The organism is Bradyrhizobium cedriense, assembly GCF_054602315.1.
Genome location: NZ_JBTSWB010000010.1, coordinates 323,823 through 349,561, shown reverse-complemented (window position 1 = coordinate 349,561; position 25,739 = coordinate 323,823). Strand labels below are relative to the sequence as shown.

Sequence of the window (25,739 nt, the reverse complement as noted above, 5' to 3'; positions counted from 1 at the left end):
CGCTGAGGATCGCGCCGTCGCCTGGGCTGTAACTCCGGTCGGGCTACGCCCTCCCTGCGTCACAGCCCAGGCGACAACTCTCTCATCCTGATTGACGCTCCACTGTCACCTTGATTGCCGCGCCGCAACGGCCCTTCGACATCACGTGCACGACGTCAGGCACGATATAGTTGAGGAGCCGCTGATAATGGGTGATGACGACCATGGCGCGCCCCGGCGAACGCAGCGCGTTGACGCAGTCGGCCGCAATGCGCAGCGCGTCGATATCGAGGCCGGAATCCATCTCGTCGAGGATGCACAGGCTCGGCTCGAACAGCGCCATCTGGAGCACCTCGTTGCGCTTCTTCTCGCCGCCGGGGAAGCCGACATTGACGCTGCGCTTGAGCATGTCCTGCGGGATATTCAGCGACGTGGAGACCTCGCGAACCTTCTTCAGAAAGTCCGGAGGCGAAAATTCGCTCTCGCCGCGCGCCTTGCGCTGCGCGTTGAGCGCGGTGCGCAGGAAGGTCATGATGGCAACGCCGGGGATCTCGACCGGATACTGGAAAGCCAGGAACACGCCCTTCGCGACGCGCTCTTCCGGATCCATCTTCAGGAGGTCCTCGCCCTTGAACACGATTTGGCCGTCGGTGACCTCGTAGCCGGGCTTGCCGGCGATGACGTGCGAGAGCGTCGACTTGCCGGAGCCGTTCGGCCCCATAATCGCGTGAATCTCGCCCTCGTTCACGGTCAGGGTCAGGCCGTGGAGGATCTCACGCTCCCTGACACGAACCTTCAGGCCTTTCACTTCAAGCAATGTCATTGTGTCGTTCCGTCTACCTTCCTCCTCCTGAGGAGCACCGAAAGCGCGTCTCGAAGGATGCGGCCAACAATCAATCTGGTATCCATCCTTCGAGACGGCCGCTTGTGCGGCCTCCTCAGGATGAGGTCAGAGCTAGCCGACCGCCCCCTCCAGCAGGATCGAGATCAGCTTCTGCGCTTCCACTGCGAATTCCATTGGCAGCTGCTGGAGCCGTCCTTGACGAAGCCGTTGACGACCGGGCCGTCCGCCTCTTCCTGGGTGAGGCCGCGCTGGAGCGCGCCCAGGTCGGCGCGATCATGGTTAGCCTGCGGCGGCAGGCTTCGAGCCTGCCACAGGAGCATCCAGGCCGGTTCGTTCTGTCGTCTGCGAGATGAATTTGACGGTATCTTCCGACAACCTCTTTGGAGCCTTTCGGAGTCGATCAAGGTCTCAAACCCATAACGGTACTGGTCGACGTCGATGCGCTTCACGCACTCGATCGTCTCTTGTACGGCTACCATTGGCGCCTCCGCACGCGCAGAGACCATTCCGGCCACGTCCGGCAACGGTTATGGCGTCCCCCCTCGACCGTATAGGCCAGCGACTCAATCAGGCCTAACGCGGAACGGACCGTCACTCTAACCAGGTCACCAACAACGAAGGCCGCAGGGCTCAATTGTGTCTCGACCGTGCTGCTGGTGCCGACCATGCGCATCGCCGCTCCGCTAAGCCGGGACACACGTGTTGGGAACCGGGCAGACAGCAACGCATTGCGGCGTGGCGAAATGCCCCTCGCAATCGGTGCACGTCTTCGGATCGATCGCATATACGTCGCGCTTGAGGTTGACTGCCCCGTTGGGGCACTCAAACTCACATGCGCCACAGGCGGTGCACTGGGACGCGACTATCTTGTACGCCATAATGGTGATTTCCTGAAAATGCGATGCCGGACGCCTTCTCCCCTTCAAGGCTCGTGCCAATGCCAACGCGCCATGGTTGGCGCATCTTTGGATCTAGCGGGGTGTACGCGGCCGAGCCGTGTGTCCCAACCCCGACACTCGAGGCACGGGCTTGATCTCGAATGGCAGCACGCTCCGACGCTTGCGGAAGGCCCGCCCCTAACGAGGCATCTTGACTGTCTTTTTGATTTGCTCCTGCTGAAGCGCAGCCTCGAAGCCCGTTATCCTGATAGCCGACGGAGAGGCGATATCTGGGCGCTCCAAGCCAATTCTGCCGACGCTCGACGCCTTGCGCCGGTCAATATCTTGCTCTCGCTGCTTAAGCGGGCTCGCGAATGCCAGGAAATTTCTGACCCGGGCCCGCGAATGGACTTGAATCGTACGTAGCGTCAGATTGTAGGTTTTCCGACACGAGCTGCGAGATTCTTTCGGTCGCGCCAAACCATCCTGACAGCGAGCAAGGATAGCGAATGTCTGAAGCTCTTAAGGTTGCGCTGCAAACTCATCACGCGCCTCGCGGCGGCACGTTGTTGAAATGGCCGATGCGCCAGGCGGGAGACCATCGCCGCCGGCCTAGCGCAGGGAGCAAGTCGGTCACTTGGAGAGCAGGGATGGCTGTCTTCGCCTCGCCCCTGCCGGGTGGGAGAACGATCAGAATTCAGGTTCCACATCCGAGGCTACACCGGTATTCGTTATGCGAGGTGAATGCAGGCCACGCTGGCTCGCACCACATGCGTGCCTGGTGCCAATGCCGGGATGGACCGGCCAATGGTCGCGGCCTCTCGATAGGCTGCAGCGTCGGGAGCGTACGTGACTCGGTTTTGGGGATCGCCAGGGTTCGGCATGTGTTTTCGAGCAAGGCGTATATTGTGTCGTTGGAGCATTGGCGGGCGAATGCACGAGGGTATCGTCACGGCCCTCGATTGCTTCAATGATTCGGCCCCTCCCTGCTGACGCCAAGATCACCACAAGCATCCGCAGCGGACGGCCGAAGGTACCAATAGGCCCATGGACGGATCGGATAGATTGGCCGTAGATTGGTGAAAGACGATCAAATGCGAACGCTACTTGTTGATCATCAAACCGCCTTTGTGCGTGCTGTCCAAGGAGCACTCGTGGATTGTGGGTTCGCCGTCGATGTGACACGCACTCTCGACGAAGCGGCGGCTGCTCTTGATTGCGCATGCTATGACATTCTTCTTCTCGAATTGGCTCTACCAGATGGAGACGGCTTGGACTGGCTGAAGCAATTAAGGCGGAACGGCAAATCGATGCCCGCGATGGTGATAAGCGGTCTCAACGATCTCGATCGCCGAATTGCAAGCTTCAACGGTGGGGCGGACGATTTCCTGCCGAAGCCCCTGTCTACTGTCGAACTCATCGCCCGGATGCGAGCCATTCTGCGGCGATCAAAGCAAATGACGGCCCCGCTCATCATATTTGGGAATGTCAAATTTGATCCGATTGCCCGGCAAGCTTGGGTTGATGGACGGCCGCTCCGCATCGCGCGTCGTGAACTGTCCATTCTGGAGCATTTGCTCAGCCATGCAGGGCGCACGGTGCCGCGCGCCTCGCTCGAGAATACCATTTATTCGTTCGACAATGAGGTCTCGACCAATGCGCTTGAGGCGGCAATCTATCGCTTGCGCGGACATTTGAGGCGGTCCGCCGCGACGCCACGAATCAAGTCCGCGCGCAGCATCGGCTACTCACTTGAATTGAATAGCGCGCATCCACCGCGCCATGGGTAGACCTTGAAAGCAAGACTTCCATCGTTTCTGACAATGATTGCCTCGAAGATCGATGATCAATCACCTTTGACGCCCCTAGCGTCATTCGTGCTCCCCTGTCCAATCCTTCCTTCCTCTTTGGGGGCCTTCTGCAAGGTCCACTTCCGGCAGCAGCCCGGGTCAAGTGCGATGATCGACTGGCGTATCGACCGGCAGCGTGCAGCTTCTAGGCCCTGATGGACTGCTCTTCCGGGAACATGCGTTTACGCGTCATCTGTTTCCTCTGGAGAGCAGAGCCCCAACTTAAACCGGTGGCGCTTCAGGGTGCAGGTCACCTCATTTATTAGAAGCCGTGCCGTGCGGGAGGCGGTCCATGTCGAGGCGATATTTTTTCACATCTAATTACGCCGACCCGTCATGGTCGATGACGAAGCCCCTGAATTCGCCTGGCCGTTGGAAGCGAATGACTACGGAGCTCGGATTGCGAGTGAGATCAGATGGACGATTATCACCAGCGCGAAGCCGACGTATTGGCGTGGATGCGAACGGCCGCATGATCGCGCGCCATCCCGTTCATCGCAAACTGCAAAGCAAAGTCGCCAACCGGTCGTGCCTCAGAGCTAGACCACAATCTGTACCACTCGCTAAGTGCGACCTTACCGTCGAAAGAGGTTTGCAACAGCATCGCTCGATCCCAACTCTGTCGAACCAGCATCCGAACTGGCCTACGAACCGCGCCCGGTTGAACCGACAGGGGTTATCAATCCGATTGTAGAGGTTCACCTGGCCGACCAACGTGCCACTCAGCGGACTTCATGGCGCGTTGGTTGATTGACCTGCAATTGAACCGAGAGCCGCGTGTTACGCGCTGATCTTGATCAAGAAGTCGCTGACCTGCCCCTGCAATGAAACGATATTGTTGCTCAAATTCCTCATCTTCCCAACGGCCTGGCCCGCCGATGAGCCTGAGGCACGCGAGGCATCGTTGAGCTGGTCAATATCTCGGGACGCTTCGCGCATATCTGCACTGATGTTGGTAATGCTTCTTGAGATGTCGTTCGTCACGATCGACTGCTCCTCTATCGCCGCCGATATGCTGCTGGATATCTCCTGCAACTTATCGATGATGCCGGCGATGTCACTCATCGCCGCAGTCGCAAGTTCCGTCCTTTGTTGAATGGCAAGTATTTGAGCATCAACCTCGCTCGTCGCTTTTGCCGCCTGCGCGGCAAGATTCTTCACTTCCCCAGCCACCACTGCAAAGCCTCGCCCGGCTTCGCCGGCTCGCGCTGCCTCGATGGTCGCGTTGAGCGCCAGCAAGTTGGTTTGCGAGGCTATGCTCTCGATCATTTGGACGACACTGCTGATCTTCGTCACCGACGCGACGAGTTCACCTAACGTTGCTTCAGCGTGCCCGGTCTTGTCGCGCGCAATCTGCGAAATGTTCGCCGCCGTCGAAACTTGTCGGCTGATCTCCGAAATCGAAGCCGAGAACTCCTGAGCGGCCGAAGCAACGGCGGTCGAGTTTCCTTCGGTCTTCTTCACCATTTCGGTCATGGCTTCAGTGCGAAGACAGACATCGCCCGTTGAAGCTGTAATTTCCGATGCGACCGTTTGCATGTCCTGCATTGAGCTCGCCACAACGTCGACGACCCGCGACACATCGCTGTCAAATCTTGTCGCAAGACCCAGCCTCTCTTCTCGCATACGAACCAGGTCGGTTATATCCTGCCATACACACACGACCACCGGACGGCCGCAGAATTTCGAAACAACAAGACTTATCCTGACCGCAATGGAGGATTGATTTTTGCGCCGAAGCCACCATTCGATCGCGACATGGCCTGACCGCGTTACAACCTCATTTGTCTGCTCGAACATCTGCGCAACAGTCTTGCCGTTCGGCTGAGGATCCAGCGAAAGCGAGGCGATACTCAACCCTTTCAGTTCTTCTCCACTGGAGAACCCGAGCATGTGAGCTGCAGCGTCGTTGGCCAGCACGCACTTGTCCGCATCATAGACCGTGATACCGTCCTTGATCGTTTCGAACGCCTTGACCGCCATCGCGTCGTCCAAGGTCACTGCTGACGCCTTCCCTCTCCTCGACGTCAGGACGGAGAGGACCAACATAGATCCGCCAAGAAGGAGTCCGCCCCAGAAGTGAAGCGACAGGACGTCAGCATTAGCCGCCACCGTCGCTGCCGGGACAGACAATGCCAGAGCGAGACTTGATATCCGACTGTGCCACATATTTCTAATTCCCCAATTGAATCCGGCGTAAGTGGTCGTATCGAACCTCAATTAAGACTTCTCTTACGTGACTGTCCTGTCGGCAGCGTTGCGTGCATTATTACATATATCACCTTCTAAACAACGAAATCGACCTCGATCCAACCCACATGGGACGAGGCAAGACTTGATCAAACGGCAGAAGCAACGGCGACGACAAACCTGATGAGTAAGCCCAGCTCGAACTCAGCGATGACTGCACGTCCTAGAATGAGTTTGGCGATCTGCCTTCGGTTACCATGCGTTCGCAGATCTTCCGGTAGTGCGGCGACTGCATCATTAAAGATTCGCCCCAAAACCGACAGCTGCTCCGGATCGTATACGCTGCGGTAGTCCTGTATGACGCGCCCGGCTCCACTACTTATGACCGCGCCGCCAGGTCGCTCGTGGCATTTTGCCCAGAGACCGAGGGCCGCGGTTATCAGCTCGATTGTGAGCTCGTTCAGCAGTTCGGTCGCCTCACGCCCGTTCTTTCCGTCATCTATTAGCCTTGCCACCTCTTCGATTTGCAGCTCGATGCTCCGCTTAAGATCCTCGACATGCGAATTGCAGCGATGACAATGCACGATATGCTCTACAGCGCGCGGTTCAGCTGGGCTAGGCTGTGGACCTGTCCTCACTGGGACCACGAAGAACCTTTGACGCGTCTGTGTAGGTGAAGCGCGACAAATCAAAGTGGTAGCGCTCAAAGCACCGTCGCTTGATACGCTCGTTTCAGGCGCTCGACTGGCCGCTTCGGTAGACCCGTCCCCACTCATAGTCATGACTGCCTCATGCACCTTCTGGCACGCGAATTTGACGATTGAGACCTGCCGGCCAGCCGATTGCGCAGGGCTGCTCGACCGCCTCATCAATCGACAATCGACCCTGACGACCTGCGGCGTCTCAGTTCCAAATTCACCGGCGCGCTGAGTATCCAGCGTTTAAGTCGATCGGTAAAATCGATTGTTATGATCGAATATATCCACGACATGGATGCAAAGGCGGATCGCTATACGATTCCAGCCATAGATAGTCTGGTCTTGGCTTGAATGGACAGATGCGTCCCAAGGGCACGCCGAACGGCGTTGAGCTCGCTTGCGAGCCCTGCCCCACTGAGGGCTGGATGGATCCAGCCTCATTAAAAAGGGCCCGACCCTTTTGGGGCCGGGCGAAGTTCAGTCTGGGAGGAGCGATGCCACAAGACATCGCGCCAGCTTCCGTCGGCAGAAGGAGGGCTACCGGCGGTTCATTTACGGCGAGGGCATTCGCCGTTAACCTTGGCCACGAGCAGGCTGATATCCACGGCGAACACAACGTGCTGTCGCGGCTGACTGCTCTGTAGAAAATGCGCTTCAAGCAATTCCGCCCAACACTTGCGCGAGGCAAGTCGGCAGCGGCGTCAATAATTCTTCACGAAGCCTTTTGCAAAACGTCAAATGAATGCCGTTCGCCGGATGACGTTCGTCGAAAAGCTGCGCGATGGCAAGCGCGTCAAGAACCGACGACCGCTATCCGAGACGGCGCTCACATGAATACGAGGCAAATCGGCCTGATGGTCTATCTCTCCAACTGAGCGTTTGTTATCCGCCATTTCGTACAACTGGTAAAATCGATTGTATCGATGGAGCACATCCAGAATTTGAATAGAGACAACCGCTTCAGGTGTTGATCTTGATCTCCTCATCTCATAACCAATGGCTTCGAGCACTCGGGTCAGATGCTTCGTTCATGGTGCCACTTTTCTACTTTCCGTTCTCGACCGCTCGGCGCGGCACGGAAACGAAAGCTACACGTAAGCAAGACACTTGATCTGGATGAGTTTCGAAAGCTCGCGCGGATAATCGGCGTGAATGCTGTTCAACGTTACGGACCCTGAGAGCGGCCCCATGAGCTATGGCAAGTTAGATTGTCGAAACGGCGACTTGTCGCGCGGGGAACCGCAGATATTCAAAATGAACGCACAAGATATCACTAAACCACAGACGCGCGCACTGCCGCGGCATCTGCGGCGGCTGGAGGCCGAGTCCATCGAGATCATGCGCGAGGTCGTTGCCGAATTCAGCAAACCCGTAATGCTCTATTCGATCGGCAAGGATTCGGGCGTCATGCTGCACTTGGCGCAGAAGGCTTTCTATCCGGCGAAGGTCCCGTTTCCGCTGTTGCATGTCGACACGACCTGGAAGTTTCGCGAGATGATCAGCTTTCGCGACGAGACGGCCCAGCGTCTCGGCATCAACCTGATCGTTCATGTGAACCAGGACGGGATCGGGCGCGGCATCAACCCGATAGATTCCGGATCGACGCTGCACACGCAGGTGATGAAGACAGACGCGCTCAAGCAGGCGCTCGACTTTTACGGCTATGACGCGGCGTTCGGGGGCGCCCGGCGCGATGAGGAAAAAAGCCGGGCTAAGGAGCGCATCTTCTCCTTCCGTTCGCAGGGACATGTTTGGGACCCGCGCAACCAGAGGCCGGAGCTGTGGAATCTCTTCAACACTCGCAGCCGGAAAGGCGAGACAATGCGCGTGTTTGCCATTTCGAATTGGACGGAGCTCGACGTCTGGGAATACATCATGCTGGAACACATTCCGGTCGTTCCGCTTTATTTCGCGAAAAAGCGGTGGGTGGTCCATCGCAATGGCGCTCTGATCATGTTGGATGACGAGCGCCTGCCCTTGGCTCCGAATGAGACGCCCGAGCTTAAGATGATTCGTTTCCGCACGCTTGGTTGCTATCCGCTGAGCGGCGCCATCGAGTCTGACGCCGCCACCATCAAGGACATCGTCGCGGAAATGCAGGTCGCGACGCTCTCCGAGCGTCAGGGACGGCTGATCGATACCGACGAAGCCGCATCGATGGAGAAAAAGAAGCGGGAAGGCTACTTCTGAATGGATACTGATGCGCTGCGAGAGCTCACCTTCACCGACAGCAAGGACCAGCTGCGCTTCATCACCTGCGGCTCGGTGGACGATGGAAAGTCGACGCTCATCGGCCGGTTTCTGCACGACAGCAAGGCGATCTATGAGGATCAGCTGCAGGCCCTTGCGCGCGACAGCGTCAAGCACGGCACAACCGGAGATGATATCGACTTTGCCCTGCTGGTCGATGGGCTCGAAGCTGAACGCGAACAGGGCATCACCATCGATGTCGCCTATCGCTTCTTCACCACGCCGCGCCGATCGTTTATGGTGGCCGATACGCCCGGTCACGAACAATATACGCGTAACATGTCGACCGGCGCCTCCAACGCCCAGCTCGCCGTCATCCTGATCGATGCGCGCAAGGGCGTCCTGGTGCAAACCAAGCGCCACTCCTACATTTGCTCGCTCTTGGGCATCCGGCACGTGATCGTGGCCCTGAACAAGATGGATCTGGTCGACTACCGCAAGGACGTGTTTGATCGCATCTTGGACGACTATGTCGAATTCGCTTCGAACCTCGGCTTCACGTCCATCGCGGCTATCCCGATCTCCGCACGATACGGCGACAACATCATCCGCCTGTCCCGCAATACCGACTGGTATCATGGCCCTTGCCTGCTGGACTATCTCGAAAATATCGACATCCAGTCCGAGACGGCCAGCTTGCCCTTCCGTTTCCCGGTCCAATGGGTGAACCGGCCGAATTTGGATTTCCGCGGCTACGCTGGAACGGTGGTCTCCGGCAGCATTGCCGTCGGCGACGAAATCGTCATTCCTGCGTCGGGACGCAATTCGCGCGTCAAGCAGATCGTGACGTACGATGGCGACCTTGAGCGCGCCGAAGCCGGCGATGCGGTGACCATTACACTGACTGACGAGATCGACATCGGCCGCGGAGATATCATCGCTAAGCCGACGGAACGACCGGAGGTCGCTGATCAGTTTGCCGCCCACCTGATCTGGATGGACCAGGAGGATATGGTCCCGGGCCGGTCCTATGCCTTCCGGATCGGCACGCAATCGATTGCGTCCGGCAGCATGACCGCGATGAAATACAGGATCGACGTCAACACCGGCGCTCACGTGGCAGCCCGCACTTTGAGCCTCAATGAAATCGGCTTCTGCAATATTGCAACCGTACTGCCGGCAGCCTTCGATGCCTATGAAGCGAATCGGCGCACCGGTTCCTTCATCGTGATCGACCGCGACACCAACCGGACCGTCGGCGCTGGCATGATTGCCTTCCCCTTGCGGCGTGCCGCCAACATAGCCTGGCAGCCGCTCTCACTTGGCAAGAAGGAGCGCGCCGCTCTGAAGCACCAAAGACCGTGCATCATCTGGTTTACCGGGTTTTCCGGCGCGGGCAAATCGACCATCGCCAACCTCGTCGATCAGAAGCTGTTTGCGATGTCGTATCACACCATGCTCTTGGACGGCGACAATCTCAGGCACGGTCTCAATCGAGATCTCGGCTTCACCGAATCCGATCGGGTTGAAAACATACGCCGCGCCGGCGAGGTGGCCAAACTGATGGTCGATAGTGGCTTGCTCGTGATCTGCTCGTTCATCTCGCCCTACAAGGCCGAGCGAGACATGGTTCGCGATCTCGTGGGCGACGGCGAATTCATTGAGGTCTTTGTTGACACGCCGATCGGCGAATGCGTGCGGCGCGATCCGAAGGGGCTCTACGCCAAGGCGAAATCAGGCACGATCAAGAATTTTACCGGCATCGATGCGCCCTACGAGGCGCCGAGCGCGCCGGAGATCCATTTGACAACCCTGAACCAGCAGCCAGAGCGCTTGGCCGACACGGTGCTAAACTGCCTGGCCACACGAGGGATCATCGTGCCGACCAACCGGACGGAGAATTAGCCGGCTCGGCTGTCAGAGCTGTTTGCCGAGGGACTGACATTTCTCACCTCCAACCACATCTGGCTGATCGGACCAAACACCACGCCGTCACATGATGCCAAGCTCCTGCACCATCCGCCGACGTCGAGCTTTGCGGGCTTTACATCGCTAGCGAGCTTGGATCGGCCCAGACTGGCCCAACATTCTCCAACAAGAAAGGCGCGGTCGAAGGCGGCGAGCTCGGTTTGGCTTCTGTGGGTAATGTCATGCCTTTCTGCGTCAGTCGGGGCATCGACGAGCAGCTGACTATGGTCACTCTTGTAAAAGACGCCTTGGTGGTGTGGTAGAGCTCGTCTCCGGCGTTAGCTTTACCCACACAGGTTCGTAAGTCCGGTTCAGACGGTGTTGTCGATCAAACGCGCGGCCTGCCAGCCCAGCTCGCCGCATCGCGCCACGTGGGATAGGTACGCCCTGGCCTTTGCTGCGCCAGTGCGACAAGGTTCTGAGCAGTTCTTGGGAAACGACTCTGCGGCCGAATAAGCGTCCGCGTGACGTCGCCCTTACCCAAACGAGCTGCTTGCATTCGACGTTACTCGGCCGGTTCGGATAATCTATGCAGAAAAATGTCGCCGCGAGGAGATTATTGATCACGTCGACCACGTGCTCTTGAACAGAGCTGCAGGCGGCACGATTTGCTGGGATTCGGTCGGTCGTTACCCAACTCCCTCTCGGCTTCGTTCTGGACCAAGCAAACCCAACAAAGAAATCGCATTTCAAGCTTCGGTGTCACTTCCGCTAAACATGTTTCTTGTATGTGTCGGGTGTGACGGCAACCAAGCCGACTGCACCGATCACTAGACGACACGGGACTATCGAACGGTGGGCTTCGACGGATCTTCTCGGGAACACGGGCTGAGAGCCGAAGCCAACGCGCACAGATTTTATCCGCTGGATTGGCCCCATGACAGCTGCGAATTCAGATGCTCACCTGCGTGCCGTGTTGAGACGCGTCCTGGACGATGCTGTCCAAATGATGCCGGAACCGGCGCGGACGTGTTCCTTAAAAGCATGCCTTGCCGAAAAGATTTTAAATCTCGCCGCGGGCGGGGAAACAAATCCAAAAACGATAACGCGGCTTGCCGTTCGGTTGATTCATGACTCATGTCCGAGCTGTTCGGGATGTGGCGGTTGGCGACCGGCCGTCGCGGCGACGAAGGGAACCGATCACCCAGAAAGCTGTGCCGCACCTCCACTCGCTTCAGAGTAGTGCAATCCTAAGCGAACAGCGTATGTACGGCACGGATCGCGTTCTCATCATCTCTCCTGATCCGCGGGACAGTCTTGCCCACCGTCAGGCAGAAGCTCCACTTGTCGCTCGTCCAGACTTCCGGTGCCAGCTCTCACGCCCGAAAAAGGCAATTTGGAAAAACGATCCCCCTCGCGCGGGCTGGCTGTGCACAGCGCGATCGATGGCCCATCTCCTTCCCCCTAGACTTCAACTCAAGCAGGTTGCTTAGCAGCTTTTAAGTCGAGAGATCAGAATGACGTTAAAGCCTAGCGGATTGTTTGGGGTCGGCTCCCTTCTCCCTGGTCCCAACTGTGCCGTGTAGTGCTGACCGCGGATATACAGATTTGCCTCTGGATGAAACGGCCTCGCGATGACGCCGATTTTGGACAGTGCGCCGATTAGGATGTCGGGGGCCGGCTGGGCGCCGTGATTCCAGCCCAGGCCGACGATATGTCCGAAATCCCCCACTGGCCATCGACCGTCGAAACTTGAGAACGACGCTGCATGATCGCCAGTTGGCAATGTCGAGGCCCCTTCCATCTCCCGTCCAATGACCTCCAGATTTGGCTCGTCCCCGGAGCGGACTGCAGTGCATTGCTCGCCCAGAAGACGTTCCGCCACAGGGATAATCTTGCTTCTGTCAAACAAAACAATTTCGTACGAGCTTCCATATTCCGTCTTCACGCCATCGACGTGATATTTCTGCGCCATCGCAACCCACGGGCCTAGCTCGTCATGCTCAACGTAAACCCATTGTTCGTCCATGACCGCTAATTTAAGCGGTTCTTTCGCCTCGATGACAAAGTATTTTCCAGAACGACCTCCATAGCCGTGCGCTGCGTTCACATCGTTTTTTGAAGTCATCCAAATGGCTTCGCCCGAATGCCCACTTTGACCGGCGCCGATCCACACTCCACCTTTGTTTGCGTGATTGAACTTTGTTCCGGCAGGAAGTTCCTCTATCTTCTTCCTCTCCCAACCAAGTGTCTTACATAAGCTTGATTCATGAACCTCATCAGCACGCGGCGGACCGACTCCCGACTCGCTCGGCGGAACTGCAGTGATGCCCGCAGTCACGCGTTCTGGAGAGTCCGTTTGTGCGCAGGCATTGGCCTTTTGCCCCGCCACCTTCATGGGGTTTAAGTCCATCCTGTCCAACTCCAGTTGGTGTTGTCCGAGCGAGAACGCATCTCCTGCTCGATACAAACTCGACTTGCAGCCGCACCACCTGCTGCCCAATCCAGCGCCCGATTGCAAGCTTCAACCTGACAGGAGCGCTATGCCCGATTCTGGGCGACGGAGCCGATCAGGCGGCGTCGCTTTTCCGGGTACGGAATGACCTCGATGGCGTCGGCGAATTTGACAGCGGCGATTGGTTTCAGCAACTGGTCTGCGCCTTTCAAGCGACGCCAAGTGTTCGAGGCTGCATCGATCAGCTTGAACGCCGGCTGGCTCGCCGTCTGTGGCGACAACGATCCCTTGGTCCGGACCGTCCTGTGTCGCTTTTGTGGCGAACACACTTTCGAACGGATGGGTGGCTCACAAGTGGATCCAATGCTCAGCATAAAAATCATTCAATGCAAGCAGACCCTTGCGATCCTCGACCAAGCGATCCACCGCGCGCACATATTTTGCACCGTATTCTCGGCGAAGGATTGGTGTGCAAGCTCCGCAGCAGCCTGGCTCGGGCCGCGGTCAATTCGTCCCGGTCGATGGAGAAGGCTTGCAGACAGAAACCATTTGGCGGCTCACATCATCTATTTCGGAACGCTCTCACGCTGGCTGGGTCTGTGTGGTTCCGCCGGAGCTCATCCACGCTTTCCGCGCGGCCAAGCGCCTTACCGATCGGCACTCGCCAACGCTTGAGCAAGCGGCGCTGGCCAACTTCCTACCATCCGGCGCCTGCGAGCGTCACGTGAGAAAGCTGCGGCGAAAGAACGCGCAGCGCCGCTCAGCCTTGCTTCACTGAACATTCTTGGTGACGCTATCGAAGTACAGGGCTCCGAGGCCGCGCTCCATGTGGTAGCCTAGTTCAAGAAACTCAATGCGGCGCAGGAAGACGCAATCGCACGAAACGTCCGACACAGTGGCGTCGGCACTTATCCTGTTTCCGGTCTATGCGAGAATGGGCGAGGAGACGCGAAAACGGCGAGTCGGGTTTGTTTTCGGAATATGCTGGACTTAATGGGAGATCCGGCACGGCGTTGCCCGCCTCGCCAGTGCACTGAATGCACGATATCTATTCCACATCAGGGCCGATGCTGCCAAACACGGTTCCCGTCACATGAACAACACCACGCCGGGCGCGGAACTGTGACTATTGTATTGCGTTCCAGAGCTGCCGCCCCGAGTGTCCCGCCTCGATACATTTATTTTGGCACGCATTGTGCTAGTTTAACGGCCGCCGGGATTTTGCATCACCCTCCCGGGGCTGGAGCGACGCCGCTCGCGATCATTTAAGCGAGCGGCGTTGTTGTTTCCTGATGGGTTCAACTAATCGAAGGCTCGGTCCCCCTCTCTCAGAACGTTGCATCAGAGCGTCAGAAAAATATCACTTAGGCAAAAGTTCCTGTCCTAATTTGAATTGCGGTATCTATTTGCGGGTGTCCTAAGTGAGGACAGCGCCTGGCCTGTGGTGCTGGCGATAATCACGGAGCCGATGGCGATCTCGGCGACGCTTAATGCGGAGATCACCCTTCGCATGCCGCCCCAGCCGCACTCTACGTAGTCCAAGTTTCCGAACGGGAACCCGTAAGAAGCCGGCCCGCAGCGTCAATGCGCTCCGTCGGCCTGCGTCTGGATCGGGGCAGTAGCCGGTACCAAGTGTACGATCCGATAGCCTTTGTCGTGCAGGTAGTGCAGAAACGCGGGCATCATAGCTGCCGTCCACGCCTGCGGATCGTGCAGCAGAATGATTCCCTTTTTGGTGATCTCGAGTTGCTCGATCACCTTCTTCAATTCCTGCTCCGGGGTCATATTCTCCCAGTCTTCCGCCCAAAGATCGGCGCCAAGGACGAGGATGCCACGTGACTGCAGAAGGTCGAGCGTGGCTGGCGTCGAGTCGAAATAGGGAAAGCGAAAAAACGGCGTTGAGGGCGCTTTGGATGGGGTGCCGTTGAGCGCCATCTCGTCGGCCGCGATTCCGCGGTCGATGTCTTCCATCGCCTGCTCGAAGCTCATCTGAGACATCATCGGATGCGACCAACTATGGTGCGCGACGGTGTGACCCTCGGCAGCGATACGCCGGACAAGGTCGGGAAATTCGGCGGAGGACCTGCCGACGAGAAAGAAGGTGGCTCGCACGCACTCTTGCGCGAGCGCGGCCAGCACCTTCTGCGTGTTCGGGGGCCTCGGTCCGTCATCGAACGTCAGCACGACCTCATGGTCGGCTAACGGCAAGGTCTGCGGAAAGCTCTTCAAGCCGACGCGGGGATAGGTTTTTGCGTCGACAGCGAGCACGCGCGAAGTGCCAAGCGCATCCTTGCGTGAGCAATCGGCCGCGTTTGTCACGGCGATCCCGGTGAGCAGCGCTGTCGCAGCGACAGTGAGCCGTGAGGCCGCCTTGTGCAAGCGCATCTTTGCCATTGCGCTCGGCCCAGGTGCCTTAGGACTTAATGCGCTCACTGGGACATACCGCTAAGTCAAACATTTCTTGCGATTGTAGGGGCTTTGGTTTGTGGGACTGAGGCAGTTGCCCTCCGACGACGCCTTCCCGTAGATTGCGGTCTCGGTCCGGCCGAGCTTGAGCCCGCTAACGCGCGTGGGTGCGTTGCCTTTTGCCAGCCCTTTGAGTTGCCGAATGTCCTGGGGCGTCCAAGGCCTACGGGTGTTACGCGTTGACTTGGCCATCGCAGCGACTTTCGTCAGTAGCGCGCCGAGCGATGGCCAAATGTGCCGTTGTTCGGATTATAGTTGCCGCTGGTGCCGTAGTTGTCGCGCTGAGTGCTATTCGGATTTGTTGCGGTGTACGGCTGCACATAAGTCCCATTGCTGCGGGTGTAACCTGAAACACCGTGGTTGTTTGGGTTAGAACCCGTACCGAGGTATTGCGCTTGCGCCGCACCAACGGACCACGTCAGCAAAGACGCCGCGAATATTGATCTGATCATTTTCCCTCCGCCGTATACATTCGACGAACTTGTTGTCTCGCTATAACCTTAGTCATTCGCGGCTAACCAGCCGAGTTCACCGGCAGATTCGCATCAAAAAGGCGCCCGATGACGCCGCTACATGTGCAAAGGCACGAAACCAAAGCCGGCCCACTGGCTTTAGATCAAGACCAAGGCAAGCAGGCTCGAGCAGAGCAGCGCAACGCCGGCCGCGGTCAGTGCCAGGAGGCTACCCGAGACGAAGTCGTGATTGGGCATACATCGCTTTCAGTTGCGGCGAAGACCATGAGCCCCATTGCTGCCTTCAGGGTTTGACCGACGAACGCACAAATGATTATTCGAATCGCGTGTACTATTCCTGCTGTTGTCAGGAAGACATGCCTTTTTCCGGCGCGCTGAGGCGATCGCGCGCGGCTTTTCAACAAGAGGGCGTCGAGACTCCAGAAGGACGAACCTAAGCCGGTCTGTCCCTGCGGCCCGACATGCTCGTCTGATTTAGAGGTCGCGGGGTTTGCACGCCGATCCTCAAGCACCGGAGTGCGAGGTGTTTCATAAATTCGATACGGCTACCGGAGTAAGCTCTTTGCCATGCGTGGCCTCATCATTCTCCTTGTGACCTTTGCAATTGCGCTGGCGGTCCATGGCCGGCACCAGGATGGTTTCGTGCCGGGACCGACCGCGCCCCTGCCACCCGTCAACGTACCCTAGCCTGCAAACATGGCGCGGGCGCAGATTGCTCTGCCGGCATGCTTGAGATCTGCGACTGCTGTCTGTCCGAGTCCGCGCACGAGTGCCGTTGGGCCAACTCAGCAAGTGCATTATGAGTGAGTGTAGATCGGTCAAGTGACGATGACAGAGCGGGAATTATCGCGATTGGAGAAGCAAGCTGCGGATGCTCTTCGTCGCGCACGACGACTGCCCGTTGGTGCGAGCCGAAACGATCTTCGTCAGCTCGCAAGGGCGCTTCTTTGGCTGCATCGAAACGGTATGGAAGCCCTGGAGCAGGAGCGATCAAACATGGAACATGGACGGCGATGAGAGGGGCTACGGGTCATCGCCTGTGCAGGCGGTTGCTCGAAGGACAGGACGTGCGAGGGCATTGATCGCGCACGTGAAGACGCTTTCGCCCGCCCCCTTGCCTTAAGGCAAACTGGAGCAATCTTCGAAAACGCATCGATGTTCCAGCTCCGGCGGCTCGTGACGTTGAGGTGTCGGCTTAAGCCGCCTGGACCCTCCCGAGGAAACTGCCGAGCTCGCGCCTCAGCCGCGCGCTTTCCCCAGACAACAGTTTGGCAGACATCAGCACCTGCATCGAAGCCCCTCCTGTCTCCTTTGCGCCGTTGGTCACTTCAATGGCGCTCGCCGCCACCTGGCTAGTTCTGGCGGCCGCTTCCTGCAAGTTGGACGCGATGTTCTTGCTCGTTGCCCCCTGCTCAGCGATGGAGTTGACCACGGTCACGGCGATCTCCGAGATGCGACCGATAATGACGCCGATATCGGCAATTGCGCCGACCGAGTCAGTCGTTGCCGTCTGAATGCCGTGAATGTGCTCGCTGATCTCGACGGTCGCGTGCGCCGTTTGCGTTGCGAGAGACTTCACTTCATCAGCGACAACCGCGAAACCTCTGCCGAGATCTCCGGCGCGCGCCGCTTCAATTGTCGCGTTCAGTGCGAGCAAATTGGTCTGCCGCGCAATCGTGGCGATCAGCTGGACCACGCTGCCGATCCGCTCCGCCGCAGCCGCCAAACCGACCATGCGCTGGTCGCTGAGTTCGGCCCTGCGAACCGCTTCGCGCGCGATATCGGCGGCCTCTTCGACCTGCCGGCCGATGTTGGCGATCGTTGCCGCCATTTCGTCCGTCGCTGTCGCGACAAGCTGAACATTGCCAGACGCTTGCTCCGATGAGCTGGCGACTTCGACCGAGAGTTGCCGGCTGTGATCAGCCGTGCAGGTAAGGCTGCGGGCGGAAGCTTCAAGGTCGGAGGAGGCAGAGGAGACCGTATCGATAACCTTGCCTACTGCGGTCTCGAATTCGCCGGCGAGCCGAGCGATATCCGCCTTCCGCTGCTCGGCGGCGCTACGATCCTGTTCGGCCTTTGCATCGATGTCGGCTTGCGCCCTCTCGCGCGCCTTCAGCTTGAACAGTTCGACCGCTTCAGCCATCTCGCCAAGTTCATCCTTACGGCCAAGGCCTGGCAGAACGACGTCGAACCCGCCGTCGCCGAGCTTGCGCATGGCCGCCGTCATCGAAGCGACTGTCTTTGCGACGCGCCGGCCGAACAGCAATGCGAACAGGCCAACGAGTAGCGTTGCGAGCCCGATCAACCAAACCAGCTTCCGCTGAATTTGTTCAGCTTGCATTTCGGCAGCCCGCGAGTGCATGTCAGCGGCGGCCATAATCTTTGCGAGCGCCGGGCTGATGCGGTCGTAGATTTGTCCGAGATCGTCGGCCTGATCGCTCAGCGCCTGCTGTGTCACCATGAACGACACAAAGCTCGACTTGTATGCGCGGATCAGTTCGAGGAGCTGGGATTTCAGCTCCGCGGGTAGGCTCGCCTGCGCAAGTGCGGTTTCGAATTCCGCCTCCCCGTCGGCCAGTCGATCGCCATCTTTGTCTTCGCCACGGAGAATGAAGTCTTTCTCGTGCCGGCGCATCGTCAGCATCAAGATCGTGAAGCGTGGCTGGTTCAGGTCGGCTAGACGTTCCTCGACGGCGTGCACGGCCTTGCGCAGCTTGCCCTGAAATCCATCGTCTTCGTTGAAGCCGAGGTTGCGCTGCGCGGAGACGACGTTTTGAAAGCGCGTCGCGTAGAGACTGATCACAGATCGCAACGCGGTCGCTTCCTTCCGTGGGTCGGCGTCGGGCAGCGTCGACACAAATGCTTCGACCCGGCTCAAGTCTGCGAGTTGCTCCTCATGGCTCTTCGCATACTTCGTGATCGCCATTTCGCTGGGCTTGCGCAGGAAGTCGCTCGTGATTTGTCGTGACTCCAGGAAGCCTTGTGACAACGACGCGACATGAGCTTTGAACTTGTTGCTGTCATTCGCCTCGCCCTGGACCAGGCTCGCGTAGTTCAGGGCGGCAGCGCAGAGTGCACCTGTGACAAGAACTCCCGAAATCCCGAGCAGTGCCATTTGGCCGCGCAACCCAACGCGGAAGCCCCGCCAACTCCTCACCTGCCCGATAAGTCTGCTCGCTACGCCGGTCATTGTACCCCGTGATGAGTTTTATGCGCCCGATACGGTGCTGGCTGTCGCTGATCCGACGAACGGTTATTCAGTATCGAGCAGAACTGGAGCTGGCCTGCTGTGCTCGTCGATGAGAGGCTTGCTAATTTAGATTGATTTCTGAATTCTGAATTCGCGATTATAGGCGAACACTTTTCTTCCAGCAGCACGGGCACGACGCAGCCGGTCGCGTTACAACTCTCTGCATGATCGGCTTGTGTCGGAGAACATGAAGACGCTGGGGTTTGGCTCAGTGGACAGCTCACCAGGATTTTCAGAGAACGACAACTTGCTATTGTTCACGCCTGCCGCCACATGGATGGCGCTTCGGGAAACGCTTCGCGGCCGCTTTTTTGAGGTCGTCGAGGGTCGTCTCACCTCTACGGGCGATTTTGGCTGCGCCCTGTTCATGCCGAACTGGCTGCTCCGCCGCGATAGACCAGCGCTCGGATCGCACGACTTCACTCCCGAGCCAGCATCAAGTTGTATTGCGGCCAAATCATTTGCTGCTGCTCGCGCTTGCTGCGCTGAAACAATGTCTCGGCATACGCGCCCATGCGGAACCGGTAGAAATGGCTTGCCGTGTCCTGCTCCTATGCCGCATCACCGGAATTGAGAGGGATTTGACGATGTCATTGTTGCCGGGCCCGCCAAACGTCGGCTCGTAAAACGGAGTTGCGCCTAGCCCTGCATAGTAACGACATCTGAATGCCGATTAATGCAATTTAACTGGACTAAGCGCTTAAATTCCGCGTTCGCGCAAATTTACCGACGGATTTCACCGCACCCAATCCGCTCGTGCTGGTGCTAGGAAGTCGGTCACGCCAGGAGCACATTGTCGATCAGCCGCGTCGAGCCTACATAGGCTGCGACACACAATGCCGCCGGGCGGCGTAGCGGACTTTCGGCGGCCTTGAGCGTGTCATGGTCGACAAGCTCAAGGTATTGCAGCCGATCGACCTCGTTCAAATGCCCTTTGGCGATTGCAAGCAGCTTTTCGACGTCACGTTCTCCTGAGCGAAACTTGTCCGCTGCGGCGAACAGTCCACGGCTGATGGCACGGGCCCGCCGACGTTCTTCCTCGCTGAGATAGCGGTTGCGACTGCTCATCGCGAGCCCATCCGCTTCCCGGACCGTCGGCACGGTAACGATCTCGATCGGAAGATCGAGATCAAGTGCCATGTGACGCACGACCGTGCATTGCTGAAAATCTTTCTGTCCGAAAAACGCGACATCCGGCTGCACCATGTTGAACAGTTTGCAAACAACCGTCGCGACACCGCGAAAGTGCCCCGGCCTGAACGCTCCGCAGAGTGGTTTTGCCAGGCCGCCCGGCTCGACGAAGGTCTCAAATTGAGCCGGATAGACTTCGCCGGCATCCGGCGCAAAGACGATGGCAACATCGGCGTCGCGGCACAGCCTCTCATCGCGCGTGAAGTCACGCGGATAGGTGCTGAGATCCTCGTTCGGTCCGAATTGAATGGGATTCACGAAGATGCTGAGAACGGTGACGTCAGATTGCGCCCGGCTCGCCTCGACCAGCGCCAGGTGACCTTCGTGCAAATAGCCCATGGTCGGCACGAATCCGACGCGTTGACCGGCCCTTCGGGCGTTTGAAAGAGCGCGACGGAGTTCGGCGACTGTCGTGATGGTCTGCATTGCTTTGCTGTACCTCAGGTTAGGTGGGAGCCCAGCTTGCGATCGTTTCGCCAAGACCTTGGGGAAGCCCGTAGGACTCCTGCGGTCCCGGGAACGCACCGCTGCGGACATCTGCGGCCCAGCGCGACAGCGCCTCCTGCAACAGCTGAAAACCCTCTGCATAGGCGCGAACGAATTTGGGCCGATGACCTTTAGTCAATCCGAGCACATCGTGGAACACGAGCACCTGGCCCGAGCAACTGGGACCCGCGCCAATTCCAATGGTCGGTATCGTCAGGAATTCCGTCACGCGCGCGGCGAGCTCTGCCGGGACGCCCTCCAGCACCAGAGCGAAGCATCCGGCCTCTTGCAGACGGTGGGCGTCGTCGAGCAGGCGCAGAGCGTCGTCGGCCTTCCGGCCCTGCACCTTGAAACCACCCATGACATTGACGCTCTGCGGCGTGAGGCCCAGATGCCCCATCACAGGGATTTCGCAATCGACCAGGGCACGGACCATTTCGATGCGCTTCGCTCCGCCTTCGAGCTTAACCGCTGTCGCGCCTCGCTGCAGAAAGCCCCCGGCGTTGCGTATCGTCTCCTCAATGCTGAGGTGAAAACTGAGAAAGGGCATATCGGCAACGAGCAAGGCACGCGCTCTCGTGCGCGCAACAGCATCCAGGTGATGGTTCATCATGGCCATACTGACCGGCAGCGTGTTGTCAAATCCGAGGCAGACGTTGCCAACACTGTCCCCGATGAGGATGACATCGACGATGGGATCGGCGATGCGCGCCGTAACCGCGTCGTAAGCGGTGGTCATGACGATACGGCGCCCCTCCTCCTTGCATCGCTGCAGAACTGGAATCGTGACACGTTCAACAGGCTGCTCCGAAATGTGGCTCATCTAAGATCCCGATCGCTCAACCGCCCGCGTCCCCAACTCGAGGCTTCCTACGGAAGGTGAGAGACGACTGTCAATGGTGGAGGCGACACGGAAAGGCACGTTTCCAAAGCCAGCGGCGGGCAGATAGAAACGTCTCATGATTGCGCAATCATCAGAAGCGGAAGCTTTCCAGTCACCACATTTCCGCGAAGCGACTTGGCATCGCGCCGGCCACCACCGCGACAGCGCGGTACCGCATCAGGCGAGCGTCGGGCCCGGCATCGGGCATATCTGCGACAGCGGCTCGGATGCTTTGCCAAAGCTACCGGCAGGTTCGGGTTCGGCCAGCATATTCATCTTACGGCAGCAGCTGGGTTCCATTAGCTCGCGCTCGAGCCGCACCTTCAAGCTAGCGCATCGGCAGCATCCCTAATACCGGCGTAGATCTGATCAAGATCGACCTCCGTGACGCAATAAGGTGGCATCACGTAGATCGTGTTGCCGAGTGGTCGCAGCAGGAGATTTCGGCCCTCGAAGAAGGCCTGAAGCTTCGGACCGATGTTTGCCAGATACCCCGGATCGCTCGTTTTCAAATCGAGCGCTGTGATGGTGCCGGTCCGACGGACGTTTGCAAAGCGCGGGTCGGCGCGGAACGGCTCGATTGCATGCGCTTGCATCGTGGCGACAGACGCGACGCGCCGGCGAGATTCCTGATCCTGCCACAGATCCAGATTCGCTTTTGCGGCGGCGCAGGCCACCGGATTCGCTGTATATGAACTCGAATGAAAGAACGTACGCATACGATCTTTTGAGTAATGCGCGTCGAATATATCCGCGCGGCAGAGCGTCACAGCCAGTGGGAGCGCGCCTCCGGTGAGGCCTTTCGAATAGCAGGCGATGTCTGGCGTGATATTGGCCTGCTCGCAGGCGAATAGCGTTCCGGTACGGCCCCAGCCCGTCATGACCTCGTCGGCGATGAACAGGACGCCAGAGGCCTCGCAAATCCGCTTCATTTCCCTTAGCACCCAAGCGGGGTACATCAGCATCCCGCCTGCTCCCAAAATCAAGGGCTCCACAATAAAGGCTGCGGGACTTTCGTTTCGGCATGCGGACTCGAGCGCATCGAGGGTTGCCTGCTCACGGCCTTCCGCAGGGAACGGAATTGCCGTAACGTCGAATAGCAAGGACCCGTATGCGTCATTGAACACGCCCCGGGCCCCCACCGACATCGCCCCAATTGTATCGCCGTGATAGGAATGTTGCATCACGACAATGCGTGTCCGCGGCTCGCCGATATTATTCCAATAGCCGATTGCCATTTTCAAGGCGACTTCCACGCTGGTAGAGCCGCTGTCGGAGAAGAAGACATGGTCGAGCCCACGGGGCGCGAGCGTCAAGAGTAGCGCCGCAATCTCCTCAGCCGGATCGTGGGTATAGCCGGCAAAGATGATCTGGTTGAGCTTGCCCGCCTGCTCCTGAATCGCGCGGACAATGTGCGGTTGGCAATGACCGTGGGTCACGACCCACCAGGATGAGATTGCATCGATGATACGGCGATCATCCGCGGTGTAGAGATAAGCACCGTCGCCACGCAGAACCTTTGTCATCTCGCCCTGAAGCGCGTGTTGCGTGAACGGATGCCAGATCGCCGACCTCTTCTTTGGTGTCATGACCTGAAATCATCAGCACGGAATGAGGCCTTAAACGCAGGCTGTGGCGTGTTTGCAATAAGAGGACCCAGCCCGGGCACTCGCCCTCGCCAACGCACACCCGATCGCTCTCGCAAATCGTGCTCATTCATTGCTTCCGCAATAAAGGCATTGATCTGGTCGTCGTAGCCGCGGCGCATTGTTGCTCCTCTACTTGCTTTCTACATATGCCTTGCGAAGCTAGCGCTGATAATCGACATTCATGTTGCTGCCCCGAACCCATACTCTCTTGCATCGTCGGAAAACCGGCCTTGCCGCTGAAGTGAAGATCAAAAAGAACTAATCCAGCGTTGGCGGAATATTCTCCAGTAGAGCGCCATCCTCGCCCGTGTTCAGAACGAGGCAGTTGCCCGCGAAGCAGCCGTCCACCGACATGTATCTTGCTTCGAGCGGCGGATTGAAGGGGACACGACGAGCTTCACCATTAGCAGGGTCTATGACCATGAGCCGAGACTCAAACCAACCTTTTTTGAGACCGTAAGCTTGGTGATGTCATCCAGAAGCGCGTGTTGCGTGAACCGATGCCAGATCGACGACTTCTTGGATTGAGGTCATGTTGATTGGCATCATGGCCTGAAATCATCGGCTCGGAACGAGCTCTTGAACTCGTCCTGCAGCGTGTCTGGTGTGAGGGGCGAAAGCCAGGGCAATCGCCCCAACCAACGCACCCGACCCATCTCACGAATTGCACTCTGAGATTCTGCATTTCTTTCGCCAATGAATGCTATCCCAAGAATATGGATCTGGCGTTTTCGCAGAGCCTCGATCGAGAGCAGCGAGTGATTGATCGTCCCTAGTCGCGTGCTGGCGCAAAGCAGGACGGGGAGCCGCCAACGCTCGAAGATGTCAATATAAAGTGTACTGCCGTTCAGTGGCACCATGAGCCCGCCGGCACCCTCGATCACGAGCGGTCGCTCGCCGGTCTGCGGCACATGGAGCGAATCCGCGTCGATGCGAACTCCGTCGATTTCGGCGGAATAGTGCGGAGAAGCGGACGTCCGAAGGCGGTAAACCTCCGGCACGATCCGATCGGCTGAGATACTGCCCAGCCGGGTTACGACCTCAGTATCGGTCTCTCCCTCGAGGCCGGCCTGAATCGGCTTCCAATAGTTCGCGCCGAGGAGATTCGCGAGGCCCGCGGAAAAGACCGTCTTTCCGATCCCGGTATCTGTGCCTGTCACGACGATCTGCTGGCTCATCGGGCTTCACCTCTCGTCTCCTCGAACAGCGCATCGAGCATTGCACGCACGTCATCCTCCCCGACGTTGAGTGTCAGTGAAATTCGCAAACGGGCCGTGCCCGCGGGAACGGTTGGCGGCCGGATTCCGCGGATATCGAAACCGCGAGCCTGCAGTCTCGATGCGAGCCGCATCGCCCGCCCGTTGTCGCCAACGATATAGGGCACGATCTGCGAGGCCGAAGGAATTTGCCCGCCGCGCACGCCGATCTCCCGATGCGTGAACGCGACAAGCTTGGCCAGACGCAGCTGCCGCTCGGGTTCCTGCTGCAGGATTAACAGGGCCTCCCGCACGGCAACGGCCATCAATGGTGAGGGCGCTGTGGCGAAGATAAACGGGCGGCAGCGATTGACCATGAAGTCGCGCATGGCCGTTGACGCCGTGACCAGCGCGCCTGCAGCGCCCAGCGCCTTGCCGCAGGTATGAACGACCAACAGATTTCCTCGCCCCTCGTAGGAGGCGGCGAGTCCTCGTCCCAGCTCCCCGTAGACGCCTGTGGCATGGGCCTCATCGACCATCAGGAACCCGTCGTGCCGGTCCGCGATAGCGACGAGGTCTTCGAGCGGCGCGAAGTCGCCATCCATGCTGTAGAGACTTTCAACCACGATCCAGACCCGGCCCATTCCGCCCTGGGCGCGCCAGTCGCGGATTGTGTTTTCGACCGACTGAGGCTCGTTATGGGCGCTTATGCGAAAGTCGGCCCGGCCAGCCCGCGCGCCTTCGTGGATGCTCGCGTGCACGAGAGCATCCAGAACGAGTAGATCGCCGCGCTGCGGCAACGTTGTCAAAACAGCAAAATTTGCGACATACCCGCCGCTGAAGAAGAGCGCCGTCTCGGCTCCAAAGAACTGTGCCGCTTCTGCTTCGAGACGTTCGTGCTCCTCGCAATTGCCGCGCAGAAGCCGCGACCCACCCGCTCCGATCGGTGTGTCAGCCTCGAGCGCCGCCACAACAGCCTTTTTCATACGCGGCGCGCACGCGAGCGCGAGATAGTCGTTCGATACGAAATCGATACCTGCGCGCGGCTTAAGTTTGCGCAGCTGATCGTCTTCTTTCAGCGCACGCAAGGCCGCGGCATAGTCGACAACTTTAGGCATATGGATTGAGTTCATTCTTCGCTGTTAGGATCGTT

At 58.5% G+C, this 25,739-nt stretch carries 17 protein-coding genes and 1 pseudogene; 3 read left to right on the top strand and 15 right to left on the bottom strand.

Going from position 1 to position 25,739, the window contains the following annotated elements; translation table 11 throughout:
* Positions 1-82: 82 nt before the first annotated feature.
* The 3 genes and pseudogenes from sufC to ACYCVF_RS33760 form a co-directional block, all read right to left on the bottom strand.
* Complete coding sequence (sufC, locus tag ACYCVF_RS33770) at positions 83-802, bottom strand: Fe-S cluster assembly ATPase SufC (protein ID WP_459607261.1); 720 nt, start codon at positions 800-802, stop codon at positions 83-85.
* A gap of 274 nt (positions 803-1,076) precedes the next feature.
* Positions 1,077-1,302, bottom strand: a pseudogene (locus ACYCVF_RS33765) (Fe-S cluster assembly protein SufB); the annotation flags it as partial.
* A 204-nt stretch (positions 1,303-1,506) separates the two neighbouring features.
* Entirely contained in the window at positions 1,507-1,701 is a 195-nt protein-coding gene (locus ACYCVF_RS33760) for a 4Fe-4S dicluster domain-containing protein (protein WP_459607259.1), read from the bottom strand.
* Positions 1,702-2,795: 1,094 nt separating this feature from the next.
* Between ACYCVF_RS33760 and ACYCVF_RS33755 the strand changes: the two genes are divergently transcribed.
* Complete coding sequence (locus ACYCVF_RS33755) at positions 2,796-3,491, top strand: response regulator (protein ID WP_459607279.1); 696 nt, start codon at positions 2,796-2,798, stop codon at positions 3,489-3,491.
* An 840-nt stretch (positions 3,492-4,331) separates the two neighbouring features.
* Here ACYCVF_RS33755 and ACYCVF_RS33750 read toward each other — a convergent pair.
* Positions 4,332-5,552 carry a methyl-accepting chemotaxis protein gene (locus ACYCVF_RS33750; protein WP_459607257.1) on the bottom strand — a complete coding sequence of 407 codons (1,221 nt, stop codon included), beginning with the start codon at positions 5,550-5,552 and terminating at the stop codon, positions 4,332-4,334.
* A 338-nt stretch (positions 5,553-5,890) separates the two neighbouring features.
* The gene (locus ACYCVF_RS33745; RefSeq protein WP_459607255.1) at positions 5,891-6,325 is read right to left on the bottom strand and encodes a NolY; all 435 of its coding nucleotides are present in this window, start codon (positions 6,323-6,325) and stop codon (positions 5,891-5,893) included.
* A 1,368-nt stretch (positions 6,326-7,693) separates the two neighbouring features.
* Here ACYCVF_RS33745 and cysD point away from each other — a divergent pair.
* On the top strand, positions 7,694-8,629 hold the full coding sequence (gene cysD, locus ACYCVF_RS33740) for a sulfate adenylyltransferase subunit CysD (RefSeq protein WP_459607277.1): 936 nt from the start codon (positions 7,694-7,696) through the stop codon (positions 8,627-8,629).
* Positions 8,630-10,534, top strand: coding sequence for a sulfate adenylyltransferase subunit CysN (cysN, locus tag ACYCVF_RS33735; RefSeq protein WP_459607253.1), 1,905 nt, complete (start codon positions 8,630-8,632; stop codon positions 10,532-10,534). It begins immediately after the preceding gene.
* 1,492 nt (positions 10,535-12,026) lie between these two features.
* Here the strand turns inward: cysN and ACYCVF_RS33730 are convergent.
* From ACYCVF_RS33730 to ACYCVF_RS33685, 10 genes are all read right to left on the bottom strand, one after another.
* Positions 12,027-12,935 carry a hypothetical protein gene (locus ACYCVF_RS33730; RefSeq protein ID WP_459607251.1) on the bottom strand — a complete coding sequence of 303 codons (909 nt, stop codon included), beginning with the start codon at positions 12,933-12,935 and terminating at the stop codon, positions 12,027-12,029.
* Positions 12,936-13,078: 143 nt separating this feature from the next.
* The gene (locus tag ACYCVF_RS33725) at positions 13,079-13,273 is read right to left on the bottom strand and encodes a hypothetical protein (RefSeq protein WP_459607249.1); all 195 of its coding nucleotides are present in this window, start codon (positions 13,271-13,273) and stop codon (positions 13,079-13,081) included.
* 1,300 nt (positions 13,274-14,573) lie between these two features.
* Positions 14,574-15,386: a polysaccharide deacetylase family protein gene (locus ACYCVF_RS33720; RefSeq protein WP_459607247.1), complete on the bottom strand. Its 813-nt coding sequence runs from the start codon at positions 15,384-15,386 to the stop codon at positions 14,574-14,576.
* Positions 15,387-15,664: 278 nt separating this feature from the next.
* Positions 15,665-15,910, bottom strand: a complete 246-nt coding sequence (locus ACYCVF_RS33715; protein ID WP_459607245.1) for a hypothetical protein — start codon at positions 15,908-15,910, stop codon at positions 15,665-15,667.
* Between the two features lie 1,216 nt (positions 15,911-17,126).
* On the bottom strand, positions 17,127-19,046 hold the full coding sequence (locus ACYCVF_RS33710; protein WP_459607243.1) for a methyl-accepting chemotaxis protein: 1,920 nt from the start codon (positions 19,044-19,046) through the stop codon (positions 17,127-17,129).
* A 912-nt stretch (positions 19,047-19,958) separates the two neighbouring features.
* Positions 19,959-20,798: a pantoate--beta-alanine ligase gene (panC, locus tag ACYCVF_RS33705; RefSeq protein ID WP_459607241.1), complete on the bottom strand. Its 840-nt coding sequence runs from the start codon at positions 20,796-20,798 to the stop codon at positions 19,959-19,961.
* Positions 20,799-20,817: 19 nt separating this feature from the next.
* Complete coding sequence (panB, locus tag ACYCVF_RS33700; protein WP_459607239.1) at positions 20,818-21,681, bottom strand: 3-methyl-2-oxobutanoate hydroxymethyltransferase; 864 nt, start codon at positions 21,679-21,681, stop codon at positions 20,818-20,820.
* Between the two features lie 383 nt (positions 21,682-22,064).
* The gene (locus ACYCVF_RS33695; protein ID WP_459607237.1) at positions 22,065-23,330 is read right to left on the bottom strand and encodes an adenosylmethionine--8-amino-7-oxononanoate transaminase; all 1,266 of its coding nucleotides are present in this window, start codon (positions 23,328-23,330) and stop codon (positions 22,065-22,067) included.
* A gap of 605 nt (positions 23,331-23,935) precedes the next feature.
* Positions 23,936-24,568, bottom strand: a complete 633-nt coding sequence (gene bioD / locus ACYCVF_RS33690) for a dethiobiotin synthase (protein WP_459607235.1) — start codon at positions 24,566-24,568, stop codon at positions 23,936-23,938.
* Positions 24,565-25,719 (bottom strand): 8-amino-7-oxononanoate synthase, encoded by a 1,155-nt coding sequence (locus ACYCVF_RS33685; RefSeq protein WP_459607233.1) that lies wholly within the window; start codon positions 25,717-25,719, stop codon positions 24,565-24,567. Before ACYCVF_RS33685 ends, bioD begins: the two co-directional genes overlap by 4 nt.
* Positions 25,720-25,739: the final 20 nt, after the last annotated feature.

Bases quoted from the DNA above. Each gene is read 5' to 3' on its own strand.
- sufC (WP_459607261.1), bottom strand. From the start codon at position 802: ATGACATTGCTTGAAGTGAAAGGCCTGAAGGTTCGTGTCAGGGAGCGT.
- ACYCVF_RS33760 (WP_459607259.1), bottom strand. From the start codon at position 1,701: ATGGCGTACAAGATAGTCGCGTCCCAGTGCACCGCCTGTGGCGCATGT.
- ACYCVF_RS33755 (WP_459607279.1), top strand. From the start codon at position 2,796: ATGCGAACGCTACTTGTTGATCATCAAACCGCCTTTGTGCGTGCTGTC.
- cysD (WP_459607277.1), top strand. From the start codon at position 7,694: ATGAACGCACAAGATATCACTAAACCACAGACGCGCGCACTGCCGCGG.
- cysN (WP_459607253.1), top strand. From the start codon at position 8,630: ATGGATACTGATGCGCTGCGAGAGCTCACCTTCACCGACAGCAAGGAC.
- ACYCVF_RS33730 (WP_459607251.1), bottom strand. From the start codon at position 12,935: ATGAAGGTGGCGGGGCAAAAGGCCAATGCCTGCGCACAAACGGACTCT.
- ACYCVF_RS33720 (WP_459607247.1), bottom strand. From the start codon at position 15,386: ATGGCAAAGATGCGCTTGCACAAGGCGGCCTCACGGCTCACTGTCGCT.
- ACYCVF_RS33715 (WP_459607245.1), bottom strand. From the start codon at position 15,910: ATGATCAGATCAATATTCGCGGCGTCTTTGCTGACGTGGTCCGTTGGT.
- ACYCVF_RS33710 (WP_459607243.1), bottom strand. From the start codon at position 19,046: ATGGCACTGCTCGGGATTTCGGGAGTTCTTGTCACAGGTGCACTCTGC.
- panC (WP_459607241.1), bottom strand. From the start codon at position 20,798: ATGCAGACCATCACGACAGTCGCCGAACTCCGTCGCGCTCTTTCAAAC.
- panB (WP_459607239.1), bottom strand. From the start codon at position 21,681: ATGAGCCACATTTCGGAGCAGCCTGTTGAACGTGTCACGATTCCAGTT.
- ACYCVF_RS33695 (WP_459607237.1), bottom strand. From the start codon at position 23,330: ATGACACCAAAGAAGAGGTCGGCGATCTGGCATCCGTTCACGCAACAC.
- bioD (WP_459607235.1), bottom strand. From the start codon at position 24,568: ATGAGCCAGCAGATCGTCGTGACAGGCACAGATACCGGGATCGGAAAG.
- ACYCVF_RS33685 (WP_459607233.1), bottom strand. From the start codon at position 25,719: ATGAACTCAATCCATATGCCTAAAGTTGTCGACTATGCCGCGGCCTTG.